This is a genomic window from Nocardiopsis sinuspersici, assembly GCF_001998325.1.
Taxonomy (GTDB): Bacteria; Actinomycetota; Actinomycetes; order Streptosporangiales; family Streptosporangiaceae; genus Nocardiopsis; species Nocardiopsis sinuspersici.
Genome location: NZ_MCOK01000001.1, coordinates 2305301 through 2327693, shown reverse-complemented (window position 1 = coordinate 2327693; position 22393 = coordinate 2305301). Strand labels below are relative to the sequence as shown.

The 22393-nt window shown below is 72.8% G+C and carries 22 protein-coding genes; 15 read left to right on the top strand and 7 right to left on the bottom strand.

Annotation, left to right across the window (positions count from 1 at the left end; all coding sequences use genetic code 11):
• Positions 1–47: 47 nt before the first annotated feature.
• Positions 48–1478 (bottom strand): adenylosuccinate lyase, encoded by a 1431-nt coding sequence (purB, locus tag NOSIN_RS10030; RefSeq protein ID WP_077690474.1) that lies wholly within the window; start codon positions 1476–1478, stop codon positions 48–50.
• 232 nt (positions 1479–1710) lie between these two features.
• Between purB and NOSIN_RS10025 the strand changes: the two genes are divergently transcribed.
• Both NOSIN_RS10025 and NOSIN_RS10020 read left to right on the top strand, forming a co-directional pair.
• Entirely contained in the window at positions 1711–3156 is a 1446-nt protein-coding gene (locus NOSIN_RS10025; RefSeq protein ID WP_077690473.1) for a sensor histidine kinase, read from the top strand.
• Positions 3153–3839, top strand: a complete 687-nt coding sequence (locus NOSIN_RS10020) for a response regulator (RefSeq protein ID WP_077693523.1) — start codon at positions 3153–3155, stop codon at positions 3837–3839. Before NOSIN_RS10025 ends, NOSIN_RS10020 begins: the two co-directional genes overlap by 4 nt.
• A 56-nt stretch (positions 3840–3895) precedes the next feature.
• On the opposite strand, the gene NOSIN_RS10015 is transcribed toward NOSIN_RS10020, so the two are convergent.
• Positions 3896–4615 carry a nuclear transport factor 2 family protein gene (locus NOSIN_RS10015; protein ID WP_077690472.1) on the bottom strand — a complete coding sequence of 240 codons (720 nt, stop codon included), beginning with the start codon at positions 4613–4615 and terminating at the stop codon, positions 3896–3898.
• Between the two features lie 207 nt (positions 4616–4822).
• Between NOSIN_RS10015 and NOSIN_RS10010 the strand changes: the two genes are divergently transcribed.
• The 4 genes from NOSIN_RS10010 (at position 4823) to NOSIN_RS09995 (ending at position 8538) form a co-directional block, all read left to right on the top strand.
• Positions 4823–5752, top strand: a complete 930-nt coding sequence (locus NOSIN_RS10010; RefSeq protein ID WP_077690471.1) for an oxygenase MpaB family protein — start codon at positions 4823–4825, stop codon at positions 5750–5752.
• Between the two features lie 74 nt (positions 5753–5826).
• Positions 5827–6036, top strand: coding sequence for a DUF3099 domain-containing protein (locus NOSIN_RS10005; protein ID WP_077690470.1), 210 nt, complete (start codon positions 5827–5829; stop codon positions 6034–6036).
• Positions 6037–6286: 250 nt separating this feature from the next.
• Positions 6287–6823: a GNAT family N-acetyltransferase gene (locus tag NOSIN_RS10000; protein ID WP_077690469.1), complete on the top strand. Its 537-nt coding sequence runs from the start codon at positions 6287–6289 to the stop codon at positions 6821–6823.
• A gap of 224 nt (positions 6824–7047) precedes the next feature.
• Positions 7048–8538: an aminopeptidase P family protein gene (locus tag NOSIN_RS09995; protein ID WP_077690468.1), complete on the top strand. Its 1491-nt coding sequence runs from the start codon at positions 7048–7050 to the stop codon at positions 8536–8538.
• A gap of 60 nt (positions 8539–8598) precedes the next feature.
• Here NOSIN_RS09995 and NOSIN_RS09990 read toward each other — a convergent pair whose 3' ends face one another.
• Together NOSIN_RS09990 and NOSIN_RS09985 are read right to left on the bottom strand one after the other, a co-directional pair.
• Positions 8599–9075: a GNAT family N-acetyltransferase gene (locus NOSIN_RS09990; RefSeq protein WP_077690467.1), complete on the bottom strand. Its 477-nt coding sequence runs from the start codon at positions 9073–9075 to the stop codon at positions 8599–8601.
• 105 nt (positions 9076–9180) lie between these two features.
• Positions 9181–9591, bottom strand: a complete 411-nt coding sequence (locus NOSIN_RS09985; protein WP_077690466.1) for a RidA family protein — start codon at positions 9589–9591, stop codon at positions 9181–9183.
• A gap of 79 nt (positions 9592–9670) precedes the next feature.
• Here NOSIN_RS09985 and NOSIN_RS09980 point away from each other — a divergent pair, with 79 nt between their 5' ends.
• Positions 9671–10042, top strand: coding sequence for a winged helix-turn-helix transcriptional regulator (locus tag NOSIN_RS09980; RefSeq protein WP_077690465.1), 372 nt, complete (start codon positions 9671–9673; stop codon positions 10040–10042).
• 193 nt (positions 10043–10235) lie between these two features.
• On the opposite strand, the gene NOSIN_RS09975 is transcribed toward NOSIN_RS09980, so the two are convergent.
• On the bottom strand, positions 10236–11264 hold the full coding sequence (locus tag NOSIN_RS09975) for a phosphotransferase family protein (protein WP_077690464.1): 1029 nt from the start codon (positions 11262–11264) through the stop codon (positions 10236–10238).
• 210 nt (positions 11265–11474) lie between these two features.
• On the opposite strand from NOSIN_RS09975, the gene NOSIN_RS09970 reads away from it, so the two are divergent.
• The 7 genes from NOSIN_RS09970 (at position 11475) to NOSIN_RS09940 (ending at position 19318) form a co-directional block, all read left to right on the top strand.
• A complete protein-coding gene (locus NOSIN_RS09970) occupies positions 11475–11930 on the top strand; it encodes a hypothetical protein (protein WP_077690463.1) in 456 nt (151 codons plus the stop codon).
• A 180-nt stretch (positions 11931–12110) separates the two neighbouring features.
• A complete protein-coding gene (locus tag NOSIN_RS09965) occupies positions 12111–13595 on the top strand; it encodes an MDR family MFS transporter (protein WP_077690462.1) in 1485 nt (494 codons plus the stop codon).
• A gap of 202 nt (positions 13596–13797) precedes the next feature.
• Positions 13798–14358: a TIGR03086 family metal-binding protein gene (locus tag NOSIN_RS09960; RefSeq protein ID WP_077690461.1), complete on the top strand. Its 561-nt coding sequence runs from the start codon at positions 13798–13800 to the stop codon at positions 14356–14358.
• 194 nt (positions 14359–14552) lie between these two features.
• On the top strand, positions 14553–15590 hold the full coding sequence (locus tag NOSIN_RS09955) for an NAD(P)-dependent alcohol dehydrogenase (RefSeq protein ID WP_077690460.1): 1038 nt from the start codon (positions 14553–14555) through the stop codon (positions 15588–15590).
• Positions 15591–15738: 148 nt separating this feature from the next.
• Positions 15739–16242 carry a 2Fe-2S iron-sulfur cluster-binding protein gene (locus tag NOSIN_RS09950; protein ID WP_077690459.1) on the top strand — a complete coding sequence of 168 codons (504 nt, stop codon included), beginning with the start codon at positions 15739–15741 and terminating at the stop codon, positions 16240–16242.
• The gene (locus tag NOSIN_RS09945) at positions 16239–17231 is read left to right on the top strand and encodes an FAD binding domain-containing protein (protein ID WP_077690458.1); all 993 of its coding nucleotides are present in this window, start codon (positions 16239–16241) and stop codon (positions 17229–17231) included. The genes NOSIN_RS09950 and NOSIN_RS09945 overlap by 4 nt, the downstream gene beginning before the upstream one ends.
• Complete coding sequence (locus NOSIN_RS09940) at positions 17228–19318, top strand: xanthine dehydrogenase family protein molybdopterin-binding subunit (RefSeq protein ID WP_077690457.1); 2091 nt, start codon at positions 17228–17230, stop codon at positions 19316–19318. The genes NOSIN_RS09945 and NOSIN_RS09940 overlap by 4 nt, the downstream gene beginning before the upstream one ends.
• Positions 19319–19350: 32 nt before the next feature.
• Here NOSIN_RS09940 and NOSIN_RS09935 read toward each other — a convergent pair whose 3' ends face one another.
• Positions 19351–20103 carry a DUF2071 domain-containing protein gene (locus NOSIN_RS09935; protein ID WP_077690456.1) on the bottom strand — a complete coding sequence of 251 codons (753 nt, stop codon included), beginning with the start codon at positions 20101–20103 and terminating at the stop codon, positions 19351–19353.
• A 149-nt stretch (positions 20104–20252) separates the two neighbouring features.
• A complete protein-coding gene (locus NOSIN_RS09930) occupies positions 20253–21158 on the bottom strand; it encodes a manganese catalase family protein (protein ID WP_077690455.1) in 906 nt (301 codons plus the stop codon).
• A 191-nt stretch (positions 21159–21349) separates the two neighbouring features.
• On the opposite strand from NOSIN_RS09930, the gene NOSIN_RS09925 reads away from it, so the two are divergent.
• Positions 21350–22393, top strand: coding sequence for a sodium:calcium antiporter (locus NOSIN_RS09925; RefSeq protein ID WP_077690454.1), 1044 nt, complete (start codon positions 21350–21352; stop codon positions 22391–22393).

Below are 22393 nucleotides of genomic sequence, written 5' to 3'. Positions count from 1 at the left end.
AGCACCCTCCCGGGCCCGAGGTCCGCGGTCGGAGACCGCTGAGGACGCTAGAGGATCGAACCGGGGGAGTAGGCGGCCGCCTCCGGGTGCGCGGCCGTGACCTCCTCGATCCGGGCCACCACGGCCGCCACCTGGTCGGCGGCCGCACCGGTGAAGGTGATCCGGTCGGCCAGCAGCGCGTCCAGCTCCGCGCGGTCCAGGGGGAAGCGCTCGTCCTGGGCCAGGCGGTCCAGCAGCCGGTTGCCCACACCCTCCTGGCGCATCGCCAGGGCCGAGCCCACGGCGTGCTCCTTGATGAGCTCGTGTGCGGTCTCGCGGCCCACGCCGGCGCGCACGGCGGCCATCAGCATCTTGGTCGTGGCCAGGAACGGCAGGTAGCGGTCGAGCTCGGCGGAGACCACGGCGGGGAAGGCCCCGAACTCGTCCAGCACCGTCAGCATCGTCTCGACCAGGCCGTCGAAGGCGAAGAACGCGTCCGGCAGGGCCACCCGGCGCACCACCGAACAGGACACGTCGCCCTCGTTCCACTGGTCGCCCGCCAGCTCACCGGCCATGGACGCGTACCCGCGCAGGATCACGGTGAGCCCGTTGACCCGCTCGCAGGAGCGCGTGTTCATCTTGTGCGGCATCGCCGAGGAACCCACCTGGCCCTCGGCGAACCCCTCGGTGACCAGCTCCTGTCCGGCCATCAGCCGGATGGTCTTCGCCAGCGACGAGGGCCCGGCGGCCGACTGCACCAGCGCGGTCAGCACCTCGTAGTCCAGCGAGCGCGGGTACACCTGGCCCACGCTCGTGAACCGCCGCTCGAAGCCCAGGTACGCGGCCACCTCGTTCTCCAGCGAGGCCAGCGCATCGCGGTCCCCGCCCAGCAGGTCCAGCATGTCCTGCGCGGTGCCCACCGGGCCCTTGATCCCGCGCAGCGGGTACCGGGCGATCAGCTCCTCCAGCCGCCCGTGGGCGACCAGCACCTCGTCGGCGATCGAGGCGAACCTCTTGCCCAGCGTCGTGGCCTGGGCCGCCACGTTGTGGGACCGGCCCGCCATCACCGTCTCGCCGTACCGGGCCGACAGCCTTCCCAGCCGGGCCAGCAGCGCCACCACGCGGTCGCGCGCCAGCAGCAGGCTGTCGCGTACCTGTAGCTGCTCGACGTTCTCGGTCAGGTCGCGCGAGGTCATGCCCTTGTGGACGTGCTCGTGGCCGGCGAGGGCGTTGAACTCCTCGATGCGGGCCTTCACGTCGTGCCGGGTGACCCGCTCGCGCTCGGCGATGGAGGCCAGGTCCACCTGCTCCAGGACCTTCTCGTAGTCCTCGACCACACCGGCGGGCACGTCCACGCCCAGACGCGCCTGGGCACGCAGCACGGCCAGCCACAGCCGCCGCTCGGCGACCACCTTGTACTCGGGGGACCACAGCCGGGTCAGCTCCGCGGACGCGTAGCGGGCAGCCAGGACATCGGGGATCACAGGTTTCGCGCTCACGTCGCCCGACCCTATCGCCTGAGCTGCGACGGCCGCGCGGCCACTCCCCTGGGGGAGCGGCCCCTCCCTGGTACCCGTCTCCCGCGACCGTGCCCGGGCTCGCGCCCCGGCCCGGCTCGGGAACCGGCGCACCACCCCCGTGCCGACGGCCTCCACGGGTAGGCCCAGCCCCACCTCCGACCGGGTGGCGGAACCGATTCCCCGCCGCTTCCGGCCTGCCTAACGTTGGGGCATGACCACGTTCGACGCGTTGGCGTCCCCCGATGCGCCCTCCGGTGACGACCGCCGTGAGGGCTTTCGCGAGAACCCCCGGAGGCGGCCGCGCACCCTCTTCCAGGCCCTTCTGAGCCCGCGCTTCCTCCTGACCGCGTGGCCCTGGCGGGCCCTGGCCCACTCCGTGAACACCATGTTCGTCGGATGGGCCCTGGCCGCGGTGGCCATGCCGGTCTACCTGCCCTGGGTCGTCTTCGCGGCGATGCTCGCCACCAGGCCGTGGGACACCCTTCCGGCGGTGTCGATGACGGCGGTGTTCGTGGTCGGCCTCGTCATGGTCGTGGTCTTCACCCCGCTCATCGCCCTGCCCCTGGGCGCCCTGGAGCGCCGCCGCCTCCCACTCGTCACACGCGGCCCCTTCAGCAGCGGCCACCGCCCTCCTCCGCCCGGCCTGTGGGGGTGGGTCCGCACCCGCTGCACCGAGGGCGCGACCTGGCGCGAGATGGGTTACGCGGCACTGCTGATGCCCTTCGCCCTCGCGGTCACGATGGTCCTGGGCGCGCTGTTCTCCATGGCGATCGTCATGGCCGTGGGACCGGTCCTGGTCAGCCAGGGGGGTGAGGCCGAGATCGCCCTCGGCCTCACCACCGTCACCACGCCGGAGGAGGCGGTGCCCTACATGCTGCTCTCCCCGGCCGTGCTCGTCGTGCTGCTCTACGCCTCGGGGATCCTCGCCCAGGGGCACGCCGTGGTCGCCCGCGCCCTGTTGGTGGGACCGCCCAAGGACGAGCTGCGCGCCGAGCTCAGCCAGGTCACCGAGTCCCGCGCCCGCCTGGTCAGCGCCTTCGAGTACGAGCGCAGGCGCATCGAGCGGGACCTGCACGACGGGGCCCAGCAGCGGCTCGTGGCCCTGTCCATGGACCTGGGCCTGGCCCGTCTGGACATGGAGGAGGGCAGTGAGGCGGACCGGCGCGTGGCCGCCGCCCAGGCCAAGGCCAACGAGCTCATCGACGAACTGCGCGAGCTGGTGCGCGGCATCCACCCGCGCGTCCTCACCGACCGGGGCCTGCCCGCGGCCCTGGCCGAACTCGCCGACCGCTGCCCCGTTCCCACACGCGTGGACACCGACATCCCCCGCCGCCTGCCCGCGCACGTGGAGGGCACCGCCTACTTCGTGGTCGCCGAGGCCCTCACCAACGTGTACAAGCACACCGGGGCCGACGCCGCCGCCGTGCACGCCGGCACCGCCTCCGGTGGCCCCGGGCGGCCCGACACCCTCCTCGTGGAGGTCACCGACCACGGCCCGGGCGGAGCCGACCCCGCACGCGGGTCCGGACTCACCGGGCTCAGGGACCGCGTCGCCGTGATGGGGGGAACAATGGAGCTGTCCAGCCCCGAGGGCGGGCCGACCCGAATCCGAGTGGAGCTGCCGTGCGGACCGATCCCTCCGACGCCGCTGACGTGAACGCCGACGTGGACGCCTCCGGTCCGGCCCCCGTGTCCACCGTCCTGGCCGAGGACGACGTCCTGCTCCGGGAGGGCCTGTCCGGGATCCTGGAGCGCTTCGGCTTCCCCGTGGCGGCCTCCGTCAGCGACGGGGACGCGCTCCTGGCGGCGGTGGCCGAGCACGGCCCCGGCCTGGTGGTCACCGACATCCGCATGCCGCCGGGATTCACCGACGAGGGCCTGCGCGCGGCCGTCCGGCTGCGCCGTGAGCGCCCCGGCCTGGCGGTGGTGGCGCTCAGCCAGTACGTGGAACTGAGCTACGCCTCCGACCTGCTCGACTCCGGTGACGGCCGGGGCGTGGGCTACCTGCTCAAACAGCGGGTGGGCGACGTCCGCGAGTTCGCCTCCGTGCTGCGCCGGGTGGCGGAGGGCGCCACCTTCGTCGACCCCGAGGTGGTCCGCCAACTGCTGCGCCGCCGCGCCGACCCGCTGGCGCGCCTGACCCCGCGTGAGCGCGAGGTGCTCGCCCTGATGGCCGAGGGCCACTCCAACGGGGCGATCGCCCGCCGGCTCGTGGTCGGCGACGCGGCCGTCGGCAAGCACGTGGGCAACATCCTGGCCAAACTCGACCTGCCGCCGGACGATGACGTGCACCGCCGCGTCCAGGCGGTCCTGGCCTACCTCCGCGGCCGTCCGGCCTGAGGCGCGGAGCGGGCCCGTACCCGCGCTCAGCGGGTGCGGGCCTGGCGGACCCGGGCTCAGCCGGGGTTGGCGGCGCGCCAGTCGATCACGGTGGCGGTCTCGTCGCCGACGACCCAGGCGTCGTGCCCGGCCGGGACGAAGGCCACCTCTCCGGTGTGGAACTCCTTCTCGGTGCCGTCGTCCATCCGGCAGCACAGGGTGCCCGACACGATGTAGCCGCAGTGGGTCATCATGCACGAGTCGGTTCCCTGGAAGGGCTTGGCGTGCTCGGACCAGCGCCATCCGGGCTCCAGCTCCAGGCGCACGACGGTCTGGCCGCCCACGGTCGCCGCCTCGAGGTTCTCGTGGTCGGCCTGCTCCCTCTCCGGGACCGGTGCGAAGCGGGCCGACTCCATGGCCCGGGCCTCCTCGTCCCAGGCCTGCACGGTGGACTGGTGCACGATGCGGCCGTCCCGCAGGTCCAGCATGGTCATGCTCAGGACCTCGTTGCCGTCGGGATAGGTGCACCGTTCGGTGTAGGCGACGTGCTTGTCGTCCGCCACGGACTGGAGCACCTCGTGGGTCATCTCGCGCGAGCAGAGGTCGCGCACGGCCTCACCGATCTCGTCCCTGCCGTGCAGGACGGTGGGGGCGCTGGGCGGGGTGCGCCGGTCGATCATCTCCATCTCGGCGTCGTCGCTGTACTGGGAGACCAGGGCGTCGGCGTCGGAGGCCTCCACGGCCCGGGTGTAGCGGTCGACGTCGAAGCCCGGGCGGGACTGCGTTGGGGCGGACATGGTCTTGCTCCTTCCTCGCCGGAACCGTCTCTGGCGAGGGCGGTCCCACTACCCAGCCTGCGCCCGCCGTGTTCCTCGATTCGCTCAAGCCCCGGCCATGGATCGGTCTCGTCGCGGACCCGCCCGGGGCCCCGGCGACACCGGACGTATCGTGGGAGCAGAGCCCGACACACGGCGCGAGCCCCCTCGCGGCCCGGAGGAGACCGGATGCAGCCGACCGTCGCCGCCCCCGAGAGCGTCACCTGGAAGATCCACCTGGACCGGTCGATGTGGGTGGCGGGCGTGCGCGCCCTGATGCTCCAGGCCCTGCACCCGGTGGCCATGCAGGGGGTGTGGCAGCGCTCGGACTTTCGCTCCGACCCCACCGGCCGCCTGCTGCGCACCGCCCACTTCGTGGCCGTCACCACCTACGGCAGCCCCGTGGAGGCCGACGAACTCGGCGAGCGCGTCCGCCGGGTGCACCGAGCCCTGTCCTTCACCGACCCGGCCACCGGCCGCCGCCACCGGGTGGACCAGCACGACCTTCTGGTGTGGGTGCACTGCGCGGAGGTCTCCTCCTACCTGGAGACCGCCCACCGCGCGGGGGTCGCGCTGACCGGCCGGGAGGTGGACCGCTACATCGACGAGCAGTCGCACACCGCCACCTACGTGGGCCTGTCGCGCGAGGACGTGCCGCGCGGCCTCGCCGACATGCGCCGCTACCTCGCCTCGGTCCGGCCCTCCCTGCGGGCCACCCCCGAGGCGCGCCAGGCGGTGCGGTTCCTGCTGTGGCCCAAGGTGCCCGAACACCTGTCCTGGCTGGCCCCGCTCAAACCGCTCTGGTTCCCGGTCGGGGCCCTGTCCTACGCCACCCTGCCCGCGTGGGCGCGCCGGGCCTACGCGGTCCTGCCCGAGGTGCCCGGAGGGGAGGCCGCGGCCACCGCGTCGCTGCGGGTCCTGCGCACCGCCCTGAACCAGGTTCCCGAGCGCTACTACAACCTCGTCTTCGACGAGGCCACCGTGCGCAGCGCGGACGAGGCCCGGCAGCGCCTGCTGGAGGCGGGGTACGAGATCGAGAACGGGTTCCGGGCCCTGCGCGCCCGCACCCTCTTCCGCGCGCCGTCCGTGCCGCCTCCCCGTGCTCCGGCCGAGGCCTGACCAGGCGGGGAGCGGGTCCGCGAGGCGTGTCCGGGGTAGCGTGGGGAGTTCCCGCTGCCGAGGGGGGACTTCCTGTGAAGCGCCGGGTACGCCGGTACGGCCTCGTCATGGGAGTGTGCCTGGCCCTGTTCGCCGGTGCGCTGCCCGTCTACTACCTGTTCGGCACCGGATGGGCGGTGGCCATGTGCGTGGTGGCGGCCTTCCTGCCGCCCGTCGCCGTGACCCTGGGCAACCTCGCCGACCCCGAGGACCACGACACCAGGTACGGGCCCAACGCCGACTGACGGCCGCACCCGGCACCCCCCGGGTGACCCGGCCCCGCGCACGGCCCGGCCGACCCGGTCGGGAAGGCGGGGCCGGCCGGCGCGTGCCGCCCGGAGGAGGGGGCGGGCGGCGCGCAGAGACGACGGGCCGGGGGTGAGCAATCCCGCATGGTGCCTCCGGCGGGCCCGCGCGTAGTATTCCGGCGGAATCGGGCACCGTACGCCGCCGTGGCGACGGGAGCCCGGAGCGGCGCACGGCGGGGGAGACGCGGTGACACACACCAGTACCGGAGGCACCGGGACGGACCGGCGGACCGACGGTGTCCGCATGCTGCGCGTGCACCACGACGATCCCCGGGTCGCAGGGCTGCTCGCCGGGCTGCGGGAGGAGTACACCGAGCGCTACGGCGCCGAGGGCGCGGCCAACGAGATGGCGCGCTACCCGGTGACCGAGTTCGCCGCCCCGCACGGCCGCGTCGTGCTGGCCGAGGAGGACGGGGAGATCGTCGCCGGAGGGGCCGTGCGTCCCTACAAGAAGGACCGCGCCACGATGGCCGACACCGCCGAGTTCAAGCGCATCTGGACCTCGGCCCGGCACCGTCGCCGCGGCCTGGCGCGCAGGGTGATGACCGCCCTGGAGGAGGCCGCCCGCGACCTCGGCTACACGAGGGTCCTGCTGTTCACCGGCCCCTCCCAGCCCGAGGCGGTCGCCTTCTACGAGCAGATCGGCTACCGGCCGGTCGACCGGGCCGACATCGACGAACTGCCCTACCCGTCCACCATTCCCTTCGCCCACGACCTGGCCTGAGCCGGTCGCGCTCCCTCGCGGGGCCGTCCTTTCGCACGCGCTCCGCGAGTCCACCCTGGATCCACCGGACCTCCCGCACCGGGGGCATGGCGGGAGTCCGCGCGGCGTTGTTATGGGGACCGCTATGCCCACGGGGCGGCCAGGTGTTCGGGCGCCCCCGTACGATGGGCGGCGACGGCCGTCACCAGCGGTCACTCCGACGAATCCGACGAGGAGAGCACCAAGTGAGCGAGCAGCAGCGCCCCCAGGACGAGACGAACGCCCCCGTGTTCAGTCCACGCAAGAACGGGCAGGCGCAGTCGGTCTCCGACGAGCTCGCCGCGTGGATGAGCACCGGGTGGGCCGACACCGAACTGCGCGACCTGGAGCCCGTCGAGCAGGCGGAGCACACCGCCCGCCGCCGCGCCGCGATCAGCGCGGCCTTCCCCGGGGACCGCCTCGTGGTTCCGGCCGGACAGCTGATCACCCGCTCCAACGACACCGAGTACCCCTTCCGGGCCGCCACGAACTACGCCTACCTCACCGGTGACACCTCCGACGGCGGCTGCCTGGTGTTCACGCCCGACGCCGAGGGCGGCCACGACGTGGTCCTGTACCTCAAGCCCCGCTCCAACCGCGACAACGGCGAGTTCTGGCTGGGCGGCTACGGCGAGCTGTGGACCGGCCGCCGCAACAGCCTCTCCGAGGCCGCCGACCTGCTCGGCGTGGCCACCGCAGACGTGACCACCCTGGCCGACGCGCTGCGCTCCGGTGAGGCCACCACCCGCATCGTGCGCGGCCACGACGCCGAGCTCGACGCCCTGGTCGACGAGCTGCGCGCCGACGCCGACGAGGAGTCCCGCGCCAAGTCCGCCCAGCTCGACGAGGACCTCTCCGTCACCCTGGCCGACCACCGCCTGGTCAAGGACGAGTGGGAGGTCGCCCAGCTCCAGTTGGCCGTGGACGCCACCGTGCGCGGCTTCAACGACGTCGTGAGGGCGCTGCCGCAGGCCAAGGACACCTCCGAGCGCTACGTCGAGGGCACGTTCTTCCTGCGCGCCCGCGTGGAGGGCAACGACGTCGGCTACGGGACCATCGCCGCCTCCGGCTCCAACGCCACCACCCTGCACTGGACCCGCAACGACGGCCCGGTGCGCGAGGGCGACCTGCTGCTGCTGGACGCGGGCGTTGAGACCACCACCCTGTACACCGCCGACGTCACCCGCACCATGCCGGTGTCGGGCACCTTCACCGACGTCCAGCGCCGGGTCTACGACCTGGTGTACGCCGCCCAGGAGGCCGGTATCGCCGCCGTCGCCCCGGGGAGGCCGTTCGTGGCCTTCCACGAGGCGTCCCAGCGGGTGCTGGCCGAGGGCCTCGTCGAGTGGGGCCTGCTGGAGGGCCCGGTCGAGCGCGTCCTGGAGCTGGGCCTGCAGCGCCGCTACACCCTGCACGGCACCGGGCACATGCTCGGCATGGACGTGCACGACTGCGCGGTCTCCCGCCAGGAGGTGCACCTGTACGGCGACCTGAAGCCGGGCATGGTGCTCACCGTCGAGCCGGGCCTGTACTTCCAGCCCGACGACCTGACCGTCCCCGAGGAGCTGCGCGGCGTCGGCGTGCGCATCGAGGACGACGTGCTGGTCACCGAGGAGGGCCGCACGGTCATGTCGGCCGGTCTGCCCCGCTCCTCCGCCGAGGTGGAGGCCTGGCTGGCCGAGCGCCTGCCGCGCTAGACCCGTCCCGCAACGCGGGCGAGGGCCGTCCCACCGCTCCGGTGGGGCGGCCCTCGCCCGTCAGGGACGAGAACCCACACCGGGTTCGGTCTGCAACAGGCGCGGGGAAACGGCGAACCCGTGACGGGAGTAGGCGGAGACGGCCCGGTCGCTGGAGTGGACGCTCACCCGCTCCAGCGCGAGCTCGCGGGCCAGTTCCAGCACCGCCTCGATCAGCCGGCCGCCCAGGCCGTCATCACGCCGCTCCGGTAGTACGTACACACACTGCACATCTCCCGAGGCCCGCTCGAACGCGTGCGGCTGTGGCACCCGCCGTGTGACCGCCAGCCACGCCATGCCGATGACCGACTCGTCCAGGACCGCGACGAAGCAGTGGTGGGAGGCGTCGTTCCTCTTCCCCCAGTCGACGAACCGGGGCACGAACTCGTCGAGGGGGAGGTCGGGCTCCCCGTGGTTCTCACGTGTCCACCGCCATCGCAGTTCGGCGACGGAGTCCAGGTCTTCGGGTCGGGCCGGGCGCACGACGACATCGCTCATGTCCGCGGATTGTGTCACGGCGGTCCGGGTGCTCCTGCCGTCGCCGCCCAACCGGCGCCGACGGCCCCGCGTTCGCCGGAGCGCGGGGCCGTGCCGCCTCCTCCGTCAGTCGAGGACGGCGAACGCCTCGACCTCGACGAGCACGTCGGGCTCGAACAGGTAGTCGACGCCGATGAGTGACACGGGCGGCCACGGCTGCGGAATCCCGAGCTCGTCGGCCACGCGCTCCACACCCGCCATGAAGTCGTCCATCCTCTCGGGGCTCCAGTGCGTGACGAAGAACCTGAGGCGCACGACGTCGGTGAAGCCCGCCCCGGCGCCGGCCAGCCCGCGCGCGGTGTTGCGCAGGGCCTGCGCGACCTGGCCGGTGAGGTCGCCCGTCGCGACGGGGTTCGCCTCGGCGTCGCGCGCGATCTGGCCGGCCACGTGCACGTGACGGGTGCCCGTGCCGGTCGCGACGTGGTGGTAGGGCACGGGCTGCATCATGCCCTCGGGGGTGAACAGCTGCACGGTCATGGGAGTTCCCTCACTTGCCAACGGTAGGTATCCAATGTCTACTTGGTATACGCAGGGAACTTCAACGAAACCAGGTGTCATGCAGGAAACCGCCCACTCCGCGCCCGACGGCCAGATCACCGGGGCGCACCGTGAACTGCTCGACCAGGTGCTCGACAAGTGGTCGCTGCAGGTGCTCGACCAACTGTGCGAGCGGCCCTCGCGCTTCAACGAGCTGCGCCGTGCGATCCCCGTCGTGACACAGAAGTCGCTCACGGCGGCGCTGCGGCGCCTTGAGCGCAACGGGATGGTCGAACGCGTCGTCGTGAGCTCGCGGCCCGTCGCCGTCGAGTACCGCATCACGCCGTTGGGAAGGACGCTCCAGGAGCTGATCGACGCGCTCCTGCGCTGGACCACCGTCAGCATGCCCGGTGTCGAGCGCGCACGCGCGCGGTTCGACGGCGAGGCGTGACGGGGGTTCTTCCCCGAGCCCTCTCGCCTAATATGAATCTACGTCGTAAAGGTGCTGCTTCGTTCAAGCACCTTGTCGCGTGAGGAACGACAATCCCTAGAACAGACGCCACCGCACGCGCCGTCGTCTCGCGGGGCAGGGGAGGGGCGGGTTCCACCGGCCTCGGCGGGTACCGGACGGCCCCGGCCCCGGATCAGGCCAACGGGGTGGAGAGCCGGGCCAGGTCGTCCTCCAGGAGCGGTCCGACGAACGCGCGGGTCCGGGCGGCGGTGTCGCGGTCGTGGCCGCGCGGCGTGGGTTCGGTGAACATGATCAGGTACAGGTAGACCCGGTACAGGGTGAGCCTGCGCAGCAGTTCCGGTGTGAAGTCGACGGTGCCTCCCGCCTCGCGGTAGCCCTCCAGGAACGCGGTGTCCTCCCGGATGTCGCCGAAGAGCGCCAGGGAGACCAGGTCGGCCGCCGGGTCGCCCCAGAAAGCGCGCTCGGCGTCGATGATCCCCGAGAGCCCGGGGGCGCCCGCCCCGTCGGGGCCGGTGACCAGGACGTTGCCGTCCCACAGGTCGAAGTGCGTGAGTACGGGGGTGCGCACCGCGGCCAGGTGGGCGAGGTTGGCCCACACCAGCCGCAGGGCCCGCGCCCCGCCGCCGGGCAGCTCGACGGCGAACCGGGAGGCGTCGGCCACCACCGCCTCCACCATCGCGCCGAAAGCCTCGGGCCAGGTGGGCGCCCGCAGCCCCTCCTGTGCCGGGTAGCCGAACTCGTGCCCGGTGACGGTGTGCAGGGCCGCCACGGTGCGGCCCAGCTCGCGGCGGACCGGGGCCAGCCGTCGCGGGGCCAGGCCGGACCGGACGTCGTACAGGGGCGTTCCGGGCAGGTGGCTGAGGAACAGGTACTCGCGGCGCGGGTCTTCGGGCACCGTGCCCGCGTGCAGGACCTCGGGCGCGAGCGGGCCGGCCGCGGCGCGGGCCCGCTCGTAGACCATCGCCTCGGTGGCCATGATGCCGTGCTCGTAGGTGAGCCGGGGACGGTCGGGAGGGGGAGCCAGTTTGAGTACCGACCGGCGGCCGTCGTGCAGGAGGAGGCGGTGCACGGTGTTGTAGGTGCCCCCGGTGAGTGCCGCGTGTTCGCGTACGCGGGCGTCCTCACCGAACGCGGCGCGCACGAGTGTGTCCAGGGCGGCTTCGTCGGGGGACGGATCGGCCGTGGGGGACGAGGAGGTCATGTCGTCTAATTTAGGCGGGCCGGAACGCCGGAGGTAGGTCCTGTTCGTGCCGGATCCGGTTTCGGGGGCGGACACCCGGCCGTCGGTGCGGTCGAGGCGACGGGGCCGCGTGTCGTCGGGCCGCGTCGTCGTGAGGTTTCGTGGGGACCGATCGGGATAGCCGGGGGAGGGGAGCCGCGGACGGCGGCCACGGCAGGGGAGGGGAAGGACATGGGCGCGTTCTCGGGATCGGGCATGGTCCGTACGGTGATGCTCGGCCTCGCCACGGGGTCGCGCGGCACGCTCGGGAGCGCGCCGCTGTGGACCGCCGCGGGACCCGGCAAACGTGCGGCCATGGTGCTGGCCGCCCTCGGGGAGTTCTCCGGGGACAAGATCCCGGGTATTCCCAGCCGTCTGGTCCTGCCGAGCCTGGCGGGCAGGGTCTTCAGCGCGGGCACCGGCGGGGCCCTGCTGGCCCGGAGCCTCGGCGCGCCGGTCGCCCTGGGCGCGGTGCTCGCGGCCGCGGCCACACCGGTGGGCGCCGCGGCGGGTGTGGGGTGGCGCCGGTACTGGAGCGGCACCGGGCGTCCGGGATGGGTCGGCGGCCTCCTGGAGGACGTCTGCGCGGTCGCGCTCGCCGGAGCCGCCTGCCGGGGTGTGCCCGTGGAGGCCTCCGAGGAGGACTGAGGCGGTACGGCGGCGGGGCGGCGGGCTGTTCCGCCGTGTTCGGCGGGGCTCGCGTGAGTATGGCCCATACCACCGCCGTTCCGGGAACGGGCGGATGGTCGGAGGCGTTGGGATGGCTCTGGGGAGGTTCCTCGGAACCCCCGCGCACACCCGATCGACCATCACGACCAGAGGACACCTGTGACAGGGCAGCCCAGTTCACCCGAGGCCGACGGCGGTTCGGTCCAACAGCACGGTGGCGGCGACACGCGCGCCAACCGCTTCGTCATCCCGCTGCTCCTGATGTCGGCGTTCGTCGTGATCCTGAACGAGACGATCATGGGTGTGGCCCTGCCCGCCCTGACCCGCGACCTGGGTGTCTCCGTGGCCACCGGGCAGTGGCTGACCTCGGCCTTCATGCTCGTGATGGCCGTGGTGATCCCCGCGACGGGGTACCTGCTCCAGCGTTTCCACGTGCGCCAGGTGTTCATCGCGGCGATGACGCTGTTCAGCCTGGGCACGCTGCTGTGCTTCCTCGCGCCCGGGTTCGGCTTCCTGCTCGTGGGCCGGGTGGTCCAGGCGACGGGAACGGCCATCATGATGCCGCTGCTCATGACGACCGTGCTGAACCTCGTGCCGCAGGACCGCCGTGGCCGCACCATGGGCAACATCTCCATCGTCATGTCGGTGGCGCCCGCGGTCGGTCCGACGCTGGCGGGCCTCATCCTCAGCGTGCTCGACTGGCGGTGGATGTTCGGGCTCGTCCTGCCCATCGCCCTCCTGGGCCTGGCCATGGGCGCGCTCTTCATCCGCAACCTCACCGAACCGCGTGCCGCCAGCATCGACCTGCTCTCGCTGCCGGTGTCGGCGCTGGCGTTCGGCGGGCTCGTCTACGGCTTCTCGGGTCTGGGTGAGGGGGAGGCCACCGCCGTGGTCCCGCCGGCCGTGGCGATCGGGGTCGGGGCCGTGGCGCTGGTGCTGTTCGTGTGGCGGCAGTTGCGCCTACAGCGTGGGGACCGGGCCCTGCTCGACCTGCGTGTGTTCCGCTCGACGCAGTTCTCCGTCTCGATCGGCCTGGTCATGATCAGCTTCATGGCCCTGTTCGGCACGCTCATCCTGCTGCCGGTCTACATGCAGAACGTGCTGGGCCACGACACGCTCGTCACCGGCCTGACCCTGCTGCCGGGCGGTCTGGCGATGGGTCTGCTCGCCCCGGTGGTGGGGCGCCTCTACGACCGTCTCGGTCCGCGCCCCCTGGTCATCCCGGGGGCGGCGGTGGTGTCCCTGGTGCTGTGGGGCATGACCCTCTTCGACGCCCACACGCCGATCGGCATGATCGTCACCGCCCACATCCTGCTCAGTGGTGGACTGGGGTTCATGTTCACGCCGCTGCTCACCGGTGCCCTGGGGTCGCTGCGGCCCGAACTGTACTCGCACGGCAGCGCCGTGGTCGGCACGGTGCAGCAGGTCGCCGGCGCGGCCGGTACGGCGACGTTCGTGGCGGTCATGTCCGCGACCTCGGCGGGTCTGCTCTCCGACGGGTTCACGGAGGTCGGGGCCCAGGCGGGTGGCGTGCACGCCGCCTTCCTGCTCGGGGCGGTGGTCTCGGTCGTGGCCTTCGCCATGACGTTCTTCGTGCGCCGGGTGGGACCGGGCGCTCCGGAGGGTGCTCCGGCGGCCCACTAGGAGTGGCCGAAGGACGTGCCGGGGGCCGTGCGCGGGAGGGATGCCCCTTCCGTGCGCGGCCCCCGTCGTCTTCACGGGGGCGCCGGCCGGGTCCGGTTCGCGGTGCCTCGGTCGACACCGGCCCGCCGCGACGGGAACGGTTCGGATCGTCGCGGTGCGGGGTAGGAGGTCGGCGCAACGCTATCCGTCCCGGGAGAGACTCATGGCACGACTGATCGACCTGCACGGCACCGCGATGGGGGAGTTCGACCGGCGGGTCCGGGAGATCAGGTTGACGGACTGGGCGCTGCCCACGCCCTGCGCCGACTGGGACGTGCACGACCTGGTCAACCACCTGACCACCGAGCAGTTGTGGGTGCCGACCCTGCTGGGCGGTGCGCGGGTGGAGGAGGTCGGCGACCGCTTCGAGGGGGACAACCTGGGGGAGGAGCCCATCACGACCTGGGAGGTCGCCTCCCGTGAGGCCCGTACGGCCTGGTTGGCGCCCTCCTCCCTGGAGAGCACGGTTCACCTGTCCTTCGGCGACGCTCCCGCCGAACTCTACCTGTGGCAGATGACCTTCGACCTGACGGTGCACGCCTGGGACCTGGCGCGCGCCCTGGGCGTGGACGAGACCCTGGACCCCGACCTGGTCAAGGAGGTCCACACCTGGGCGAGCGGTCAGGGGTTCGGCCCGGGGCCGATGTTCGACGCGCCTGTGGAGGTGGGGCCCCATGCCGGTGTCCAGGACCGGCTCATCGCCCTGACCGGCAGGACGCCCTGACCGTGGCGGGTCCGGCGCGGAGGGCGGGCGCGGCCCGGCGGTGACGCGGGGCCGGGCGGGAGGCCGGCGGCACGGGGTGGGCGCCGGGAAGCGGTGCGGTGTGGCAGGTTTGCGCGGCGGGGCCCGCGGTCAGTGCGCCTGGGGGAGAAGCTTTTTCGTCCGGTGCCCGGCGCCGGAGAACCTCAGGGAGCGGCATGCGCGCGGTGCGGGTACACGAGTACGGAACGGCCCCTTCCGTCGACGAGGTCCCCGATCCGCGGGTCAGGGGGCCGTGGGACGTCCTGGTGCGGGTCGACGCGGCGGGTGTGTGCCGGACGGACCTGCACATCGTCGAGGGCCAGTGGGCGCGAAAGAGCGGGGTCGCCCTGCCCTACGTCCTCGGGCACGAGAACGCGGGGACCGTGGTCGAGATCGGTTCGGCCGTCACCAACGTCCTGGTCGGGGACAAGGTGATCCTGCATCCGCTGGTCACGTGCGGGCTGTGCCGCCCCTGCCGCGCGGGCGACGACGTCCACTGTGAGAACTCCTCCTTCCCCGGCATCGACGCCGACGGCGGGATGGCCGAGTTGCTGCTCACCAACGCGCGTTCCTGCGTCAAGCTCGCCGAGGGGCTGGCACCCGTGGACGCGGCCGCGCTCGCCGACGCCGGACTCACCGCCTACCACGCCGTGCGCAGGGCGGTTCCGCTGCTGTACCCGGGTGCGCACGTGGTGCTGGTCGGAGCCGGGGGCCTGGGCCACATCGGGATCCAGGTGCTCACCGCGCTCAGCCCCGCCGAGCTGACCGTCGTGGACCGTTCGCGGGAGGCGCTGCGTGTGGCCGGGGAGCTGGGCGCCGAGCACACGGTGGTGGCCGACGGCGCCCACGTCGACGCGGTCATGGAGATCACCGGTGGCCGGGGCGCGCAGGTGGTGCTCGACTTCGTCGGTGAGGGCGGTACCGAGAGGGAGGGCGTGGCCATGACCCGCGACGCCGGGAGCTACTTCGTCATCGGCTACGGCGGTGCGCTCGACGTCTCGACCATCGACCTCGTATCCCGGGAGATCTCCGTCGTGGGCAACCTGGTGGGCAGCTACAACGACCTGGACGAACTCATGCACCTGGCCGCCCGGGGCAGGGTGCGCCAGCGCACGAGGACCTACCCGCTGGAGGCCGCGCCCCAGGCCTTCGACGACCTCGACCACGGGCGGCTGCCCGGGGCGCGGGCGGTTCTGGAGCCCGTCACGGGCTGAGTCGGGAGGAGGCCCGGTGCCGTTGGTGCCGGGGAGCGCGCCGTGTCGGCTTTCGGTGGCCCCGAAGGTGTCACAGACTGTGACGAGCCTTCGACGCGGTGCGTGGAGGGGCGAGGACACTGACCGCACACGAGGGAGGACACCGCCGTTGGAGGCCACGATCACCCTGCACGTCGACGGGGAGAAACACGATCTCACCGTCGACACCCGTACCACCCTGCTGGACGCGTTGCGCGACCGGTTGGGGGTGACCTCGCCCAAGAAGGGCTGTGACCACGGCCAGTGCGGAGCGTGCACGGTCCTGTTGGAGGGGCGCCGCGTCGTGTCCTGCCTGGCCCTCGCGGTCGCGCACGACGGCGCCAGTGTCACCACCGCCGCCGGGCTCGCCGAGGAGGGGCGGCTGCACCCCGTCGCCCGCGCCTTCGTCGATCACGACGGTTTCCAGTGCGGCTACTGCACGCCCGGGCAGGTCTGCTCGGCGGTGGGCATGCTGGAGGAGGCCGCCGCGGACTGGCCCAGCCACGTCACCGGGGATCTACAGGCGCCGGTGCGCCTGAGCGACGAGGAGATCCGTGAGCGTATGAGCGGCAACCTGTGCCGTTGCGGCGCCTACGTCAACATCGTCGCCGCGATCAGGGAGGCCGCCCGGTGAGACCGTTCGACTACAGCCGGCCCGCCGAGGCCTCCGCCGCCGTGGCCGCGGTCGCGGGCGATCCCGGCGCCGCCTACATCGGCGGGGGCACCAACCTGGTCGACCGCATGAAGCTGGGCATCACCCGGCCCACCGCGCTCGTGGACGTGCGCGAGGTGCTCAGCGACCGGATCGAGGACCTGCCGGACGGGTGGATCCGTGTCGGCGGCGCCGTGCCCAACAGCGACCTGGCCGCCCATCCCGAGGTGCGCAGGCGCTTCCCCGTCCTCTCCCAGGCCCTGTTGGCGGGTGCCTCCGGGCAGTTGCGCAACGCGGCCACCACCGGCGGCAACCTCCTACAGCGCACCCGGTGTGTGTACTTCCAGAACCGTGCCATGCCCTGCAACAAGCGCGAACCGGGTACGGGCTGTTCGGCGGTGGGGGGCTATGGCCGCTACAACGCCGTCCTGGGCGCCTCCGAGCACTGCGTGGCCACCCATCCCTCCGACATGGCGGTCGCGATGACCGCCCTGGGCGCGCGGGTGCACGTGCTCGGCCCCGCCGGTGAGCGCACCGTGGACATGCCCGGTCTGCACCGGCTGCCGGGCGCGGAGCCCGAGCGCGACACCGTCCTGGAGCACGGTGACCTGATCACCGCCGTGGACCTGCCCCACCTGCCGCTGGCCCTGCGGTCGGCGTACCGCAAGGTGCGCGACCGCGCCTCCTACGCCTTCGCGCTGGTGTCGGTGGCCGCCGCGCTCGACGTCGTGGACGGCACCGTGGTGGACGCGCGCGTGGCCTTCGGCGGCCTGGCGCACGCGCCCTGGCGTGCCCACCGGGCCGAGGAGGTGCTGCGCGGGGGGCCGACGACCGAGGAGGCCTTCCGTGAGGCGGGGCGGGCCGAGCTCGCCGGCGCCGACACCGGGCCGGGCAACGCCTTCAAGGTCCCCATGGCCGTGAACACCCTGGCCCTGGTCCTGCGTGAGCTGACCGCCGAGGAGGCACGATGACCGAGACGACGTCGCAGCCGCGGGCCATGGGCCGGCCGCTGGCCCGGTTGGAGGGCGCGGACAAGGTCACCGGCCGGGCGCCCTACGCCTACGAGCACGCGCTCGAGGACCCCCTGTACCTGCATCCGGTGCTGTCCACCTTCGCTCGGGGGCGTGTCACCGGGGTCGACGCCTCGGAGGCCGAGGCGCTGGAGGGGGTGCGCGCCGTCCTGACCCCCGGCAACGCCGAGCGGCTCGCCGACACCGAGGACCGCGAGTTCGCCGTCCTGCAGTCCGATGAGGTGGCCTTCCACGGCCAGTTCGTCGCCGCGGTCGTCGCCGACACCCCCGAGACCGCCCGCCAGGCGGCCGGGCTGGTGCGGGTGGACTACGAGCGGTCCCAGCACGACGTGGTGCTGACCGTCGACCACGAGGGGCTGTACCGGCCCGAGAGCGAGGGCGGGCCCGCATCCGACACCGAGCAGGGTGAGGTGGAGGAGGCGCTGGAGCGCGCCGAGTTCCTGGTCGACCACACCTACAGCACGCCCACGGAGCACAACAACCCCATGGAGCCGCACACCACCGTGGCCCTGTGGGAGGAGGAGGCCGGGCGCCTGACCCTGTACGACTCCACCCAGGGTGTGCACGTGGTGCGCGCGTCGGTGGCCGCGGTGTTCGGCCTGGAGCTGGAGCAGGTCCGGGTGGTCGCGCCCCATGTGGGGGGCGGTTTCGGTTCCAAGGGGGAGGCGCACGCCCACGACGTCCTGGCCGCGATGGCCGCCCGTGCCCTGCCCGGGCGGCCGGTCAAGTTCGCGCTGACGCGGCAGCAGATGTTCTGCCTGGTCGGCTACCGCACCCCCACGATCCAGAGGGTGCGTCTGGGCGCCGACCGGGAGGGGCGGCTGGGTGTGCTCGTCCACGACTCGGTGGAGCAGACCTCGACCGTCAAGGAGTTCCCCGAGCAGAGCGCGATGTGCTCGCGGTGGATGTACGCCGCGCCCCACCGGCGTACGACCCACCGGATGGCCGCCCTGGACGTGCCCGTCAACTTCTGGATGCGCGCCCCGGGGGAGGCGCCGGGGATGTACGCGCTGGAGGCGGCCATGGACGAGCTCGCCCAGGCGTGCGGGCTCGACCCGGTGGAGCTGCGGGTGCGCAACGAGCCCGAGACCGATCCCCAGAGCGGCAACCCGTGGTCGGACCGGCAGTTGGTCAGGTGTCTGCGTGAGGGCGCTGAGCGTTTTGGCTGGTACGGGCGTGATCCCGCCCCCGGGGCCCGCCGTGAGGGGGACTGGCTGGTGGGCACCGGTGTGGCCTCGGCGAGTTACCCGCACCTGTTCAACCCGGGTTCGGTGGCCCACGTTCGCTACGGCGACGACGGCCGTTACGAGGTGGGGATCGGTGCGGTGGACATCGGTACCGGGTCGTGGACCGCGCTCACCCAGATCGCGGCGGACGCGCTGGGCTGCTCCGCGGACGGGGTGCGGTTGCGCATCGGTGACACGGCTCTGCCCGAGGCCTCGGTCGCGGGCGGGTCCAGCGGTACCAGTTCCTGGGGTACGGCGATCGTGACCGCGGCCCGTGCCTTCCGGGCCGAGCACGGGGACTCACCGGCGCCGGGCGCGAGCGCGCGGGCGAGTGCGGCCCAGGACACCGTCGACGAGGGGTACGCGGTCTACTCCTTCGGGGCGCACTTCGCCGAGGTGCGGGTGCACTCCTACACGGGTGAGATCCGGGTGCCGCGCATGTTCGGCATGTTCTCGGTGGGGCGGGTGGTCAATCCGCGTACGGTGCGTTCGCAGTTCCTGGGCGGGATGGTCATGGGGATGTCGATGGCGCTGCACGAGGAGAGTTTCCGGGATCCGCGCTACGGCCACATCGCCAACGGGGACTTCGCCGAGTACCACGTCCCCACCAACGCCGACGTGGGCGACCTGCGGGTCGACTGGTTGGAGGGGGAGGACCTGCGTGCCACTCCGATGGGGTCGCGGGGCGTGGGCGAGATCGGCATCGTGGGGACGGCCGCGGCGGTGGCCAACGCCGTGCACCACGCCACGGGTGTGCGGGTGCGGGACCTGCCGGTGACCCCGGACAAGGTGTTGCGCTGAGGACGGGGACGCGGGCCGTGGGCGGGCCCGGGTCAGGTGCGGGGCGCGCCCACCAGGGACGGGCACACACCGGTGGCCACGCCGGGCGACCACAGGAGTGACACGGGCTCGCGGTCGCCGACGTGCACGCCCGCGGCCCGGAGCAGGTCGCCCTGGTAGGTCCAGGAGTGGGCGCGGTACAGGGGCCAGGGCCGGTGGTGGACCCGGATCCACAGGGTGCGTCCCGCGTGGCGGGTGTGCAGGCCCCACCGTGCGGTGACGAAGCGCTCCAGCGGGCCGGGATGGTCCATGCGCTCGCCCACGGTGAACCGCCAGCGGCCACGGGCCCCGCCCCGGGGCAGTCGGCGGCGCACCGCGCCCGCGTGCACGTGGCCCCGGGAGCGCAGGGAGACGTCGGACCACATGTAGGGCAGGCCCGTCAGGGTGCGGGCCGCCAGGACGTTGTGGGCCGAGTCGGCGTCCATGGACAGGAAGACCACGCCCCTGCGGCCGTACCCGTCCACCGAGTACAGGCGCACGTTGACCTCGCCGAATCCGCCGACCGGGATTCCGGCGGCCGTGGTGGTCGGGACGCGGAAGGCCACGAGTCCGACGTAGGAGAGCCCGTCCAGTACGTCGGGCCGGGTGTGCTCGGGCAGCAGCGGCGCCACCTGCTCGGGTGGAAGTGCCCAGTGCGCGAAGACCGTCTCGCGCCAGCTCTGCCTGAGCAGCGGCGGTCCGGGCAGCGGAGGCGGGTCGGCGAAGGGCGTCGGCCGTCGCCTCGCGTGTGCGGACGGCTCCTGCACCGGCTCCTCCCCTCGGGGCGGGTGGTGCGACGGTGTCGGTCGCGTGGGAACGGGGCCGCGCCCGGAAAGACGCGGTTTCCAGGCGCGGACCCGCGAACGCGTGTGCGTCCGCTCGGGGCGGACCGCACGGGCCTGGTCTCCCGGAGGGACTACTCCAGGGTGTCCTTGATCTTACCCACGATGCCCTCGCCCTTGGTGGCCTTGGACGGGCCCTTGGCCGACCCCTCACCGCTGGGCTCGCCGTTGGTTCCGTACAGCTTGGGATCCGAGGGCGGCGCGGAGGCCTTCTCGCCGATCGGCTCGGGCTGGTCGAGGTAGCGCAGCTCGTGCCGGCCGTCGGGTGCGGGCCTGTTCGACCAGCCGGCCTGGGCGGCGGCGGTGCCGTCGGACAGGCCCCAGATGGTGTTGGCGTGCTCCTGGTTCTCCTCGTCGAAGAGGGCGGTGGGGGCGATGTCGCCCTCCAGGCCGTCCTCCTGCAGTTCCTCGATGGCGGCCAGCCACATGTTCTGGTGGACGGTGTCCCGGGCCAGGTTGAACTGGAGCATCGCCTTGACGCCGGGGTCGTCGGTCATGTTGTACAGGCGCGCGGTCTGGAGGCGGCCCTGGGCCTCGGCGGCGACGTTGGCGCGAAAGTCCGCCAGCAGGTTGCCGCTGGCCACGATGTACTTGCCGTTCCAGGGGGTGCCCCCGGAGTCGGCGGGTACGGCGCCGCCCCCCGAGACGATGGCCTGCTGGGGATTCATGCCGCCCACGAGCGCCGCCACCACCGGGTCCTCGACGGCCTTGGCCACGGTGGTGGAGGGGGCGCCCTCCAGCAGGCGGGCCACCATGGTGGCGAGCATCTCGACGTGGCCGATCTCCTCGGTGGCCACGTCCATGATCAGGTCCTTGTACTTGCCCTCGATACGGCAGTTCCAGCCCTGGAACAGGTACTGCATGGTGACGGTCATCTCGCCGTAGGCGCCGCCGATGAGCTCCTGGAGCTTCGCGGCGAAGAGCGCGTCGGGCTCCTCGGGCTTGGCGTCGAACTGCAGGTGTTTGGTGTGTCGGAACATGGTCTCGCCTCATCACTGGGGGATGTGGTCGGAACACTGACTGTTGCGAGCCGCTACCCGGGGTCCTGGTGCGTATGCATCGTTGACGGAGAGTTTGTTCTCCGTGGACCGCCTCCGGCCGTGCGGTAGCCGGGCGAAGGCGCGGGTAGGCGGAGGGGGCCGTCGAAGGAGGGGAAGGAGCGAGGAACGACATGGTGGAGGCGCTGTCCCCTCCCTGGCCGCTGGGGTGGAGTGTGGGACTCTTCGCCCTGGTGGCCGTGGTGACGGTGGTGGCCAGTATCAGGATGGCGGGGCTGGGCGACGTGCTGGCCGACCGCACCGGGTGGGGAGAGGCGGTCTTCGGAGCGGTCTTCTTCGGCACGGCCACCTCCCTGTCGGGGATCGTGATGACGGCGGTCAGCGCCTCGGTGGACCATCCGGGGCTGGCCTACGGCAACGCCGTTGGGGGTATCGCCGCGCAGACGCTCGCGCTGGCGGTGGCCGACTTCTTCCACCGGCGCGCCAACCTGGAGCACGCCGCGGCCTCCTCGGCCAACCTGCTCTTCTGCTGCATGCTGATCGGGCTGCTGTCGTTGGCGCTGCTCACGGCCTTCGGCCCGGACGTGGTGGTCCTGGGCGTGCATCCGGCCTCGGTCGGGCTGGTGCTGTTCTACGCGGGCGGGCTCTGGCTGATCCAGAAGGAGAACAAGCATCCGATGTGGCGGGCCGTGCGCACCACCGAGACGGTGGTGGACGTTCCCGAGACCGAGGACGAGGACGGTACCGGTGCCCGGACGAGCGTGCTGTGGGCGCGCTTCCTCGTGGTGGGCGCCGTGGTCTCCGTGGGCGGGTGGGCGCTGGCCCGGTCGGCCGCGACGATCGTGGAGGCCACGGGGGTCAGCGCGGGGCTGGTGGGCGCCGTGGCGATGGGGTTGGTCAACGCCCTGCCCGAGACGGTCGCGGCGGTCGCCGCGGTCCGGCGGGGCGCGATGACGCTGGCGGTGGCCGCCGTCATCGGCGGCAACAGCCTGGACGTGCTCAACCTGGCCGTGGGCGATGCCTTCTACCGGCGGGGGTCGCTGTTCCACGCCGCCACGGCGGACGAGTTGTTCCTGACGGCCGGGGCGCTGTTGATGACCGTGGTGCTGTTGGCCGGGCTCATCCTGCGCCAGGTGCGCGGTTGGGGCCGGATCGGTTTCGAGGGTGTGCTGCTGATCGCGGTCTACGCGGGGATCGTCGGGGTGCTGGCCTTCTGA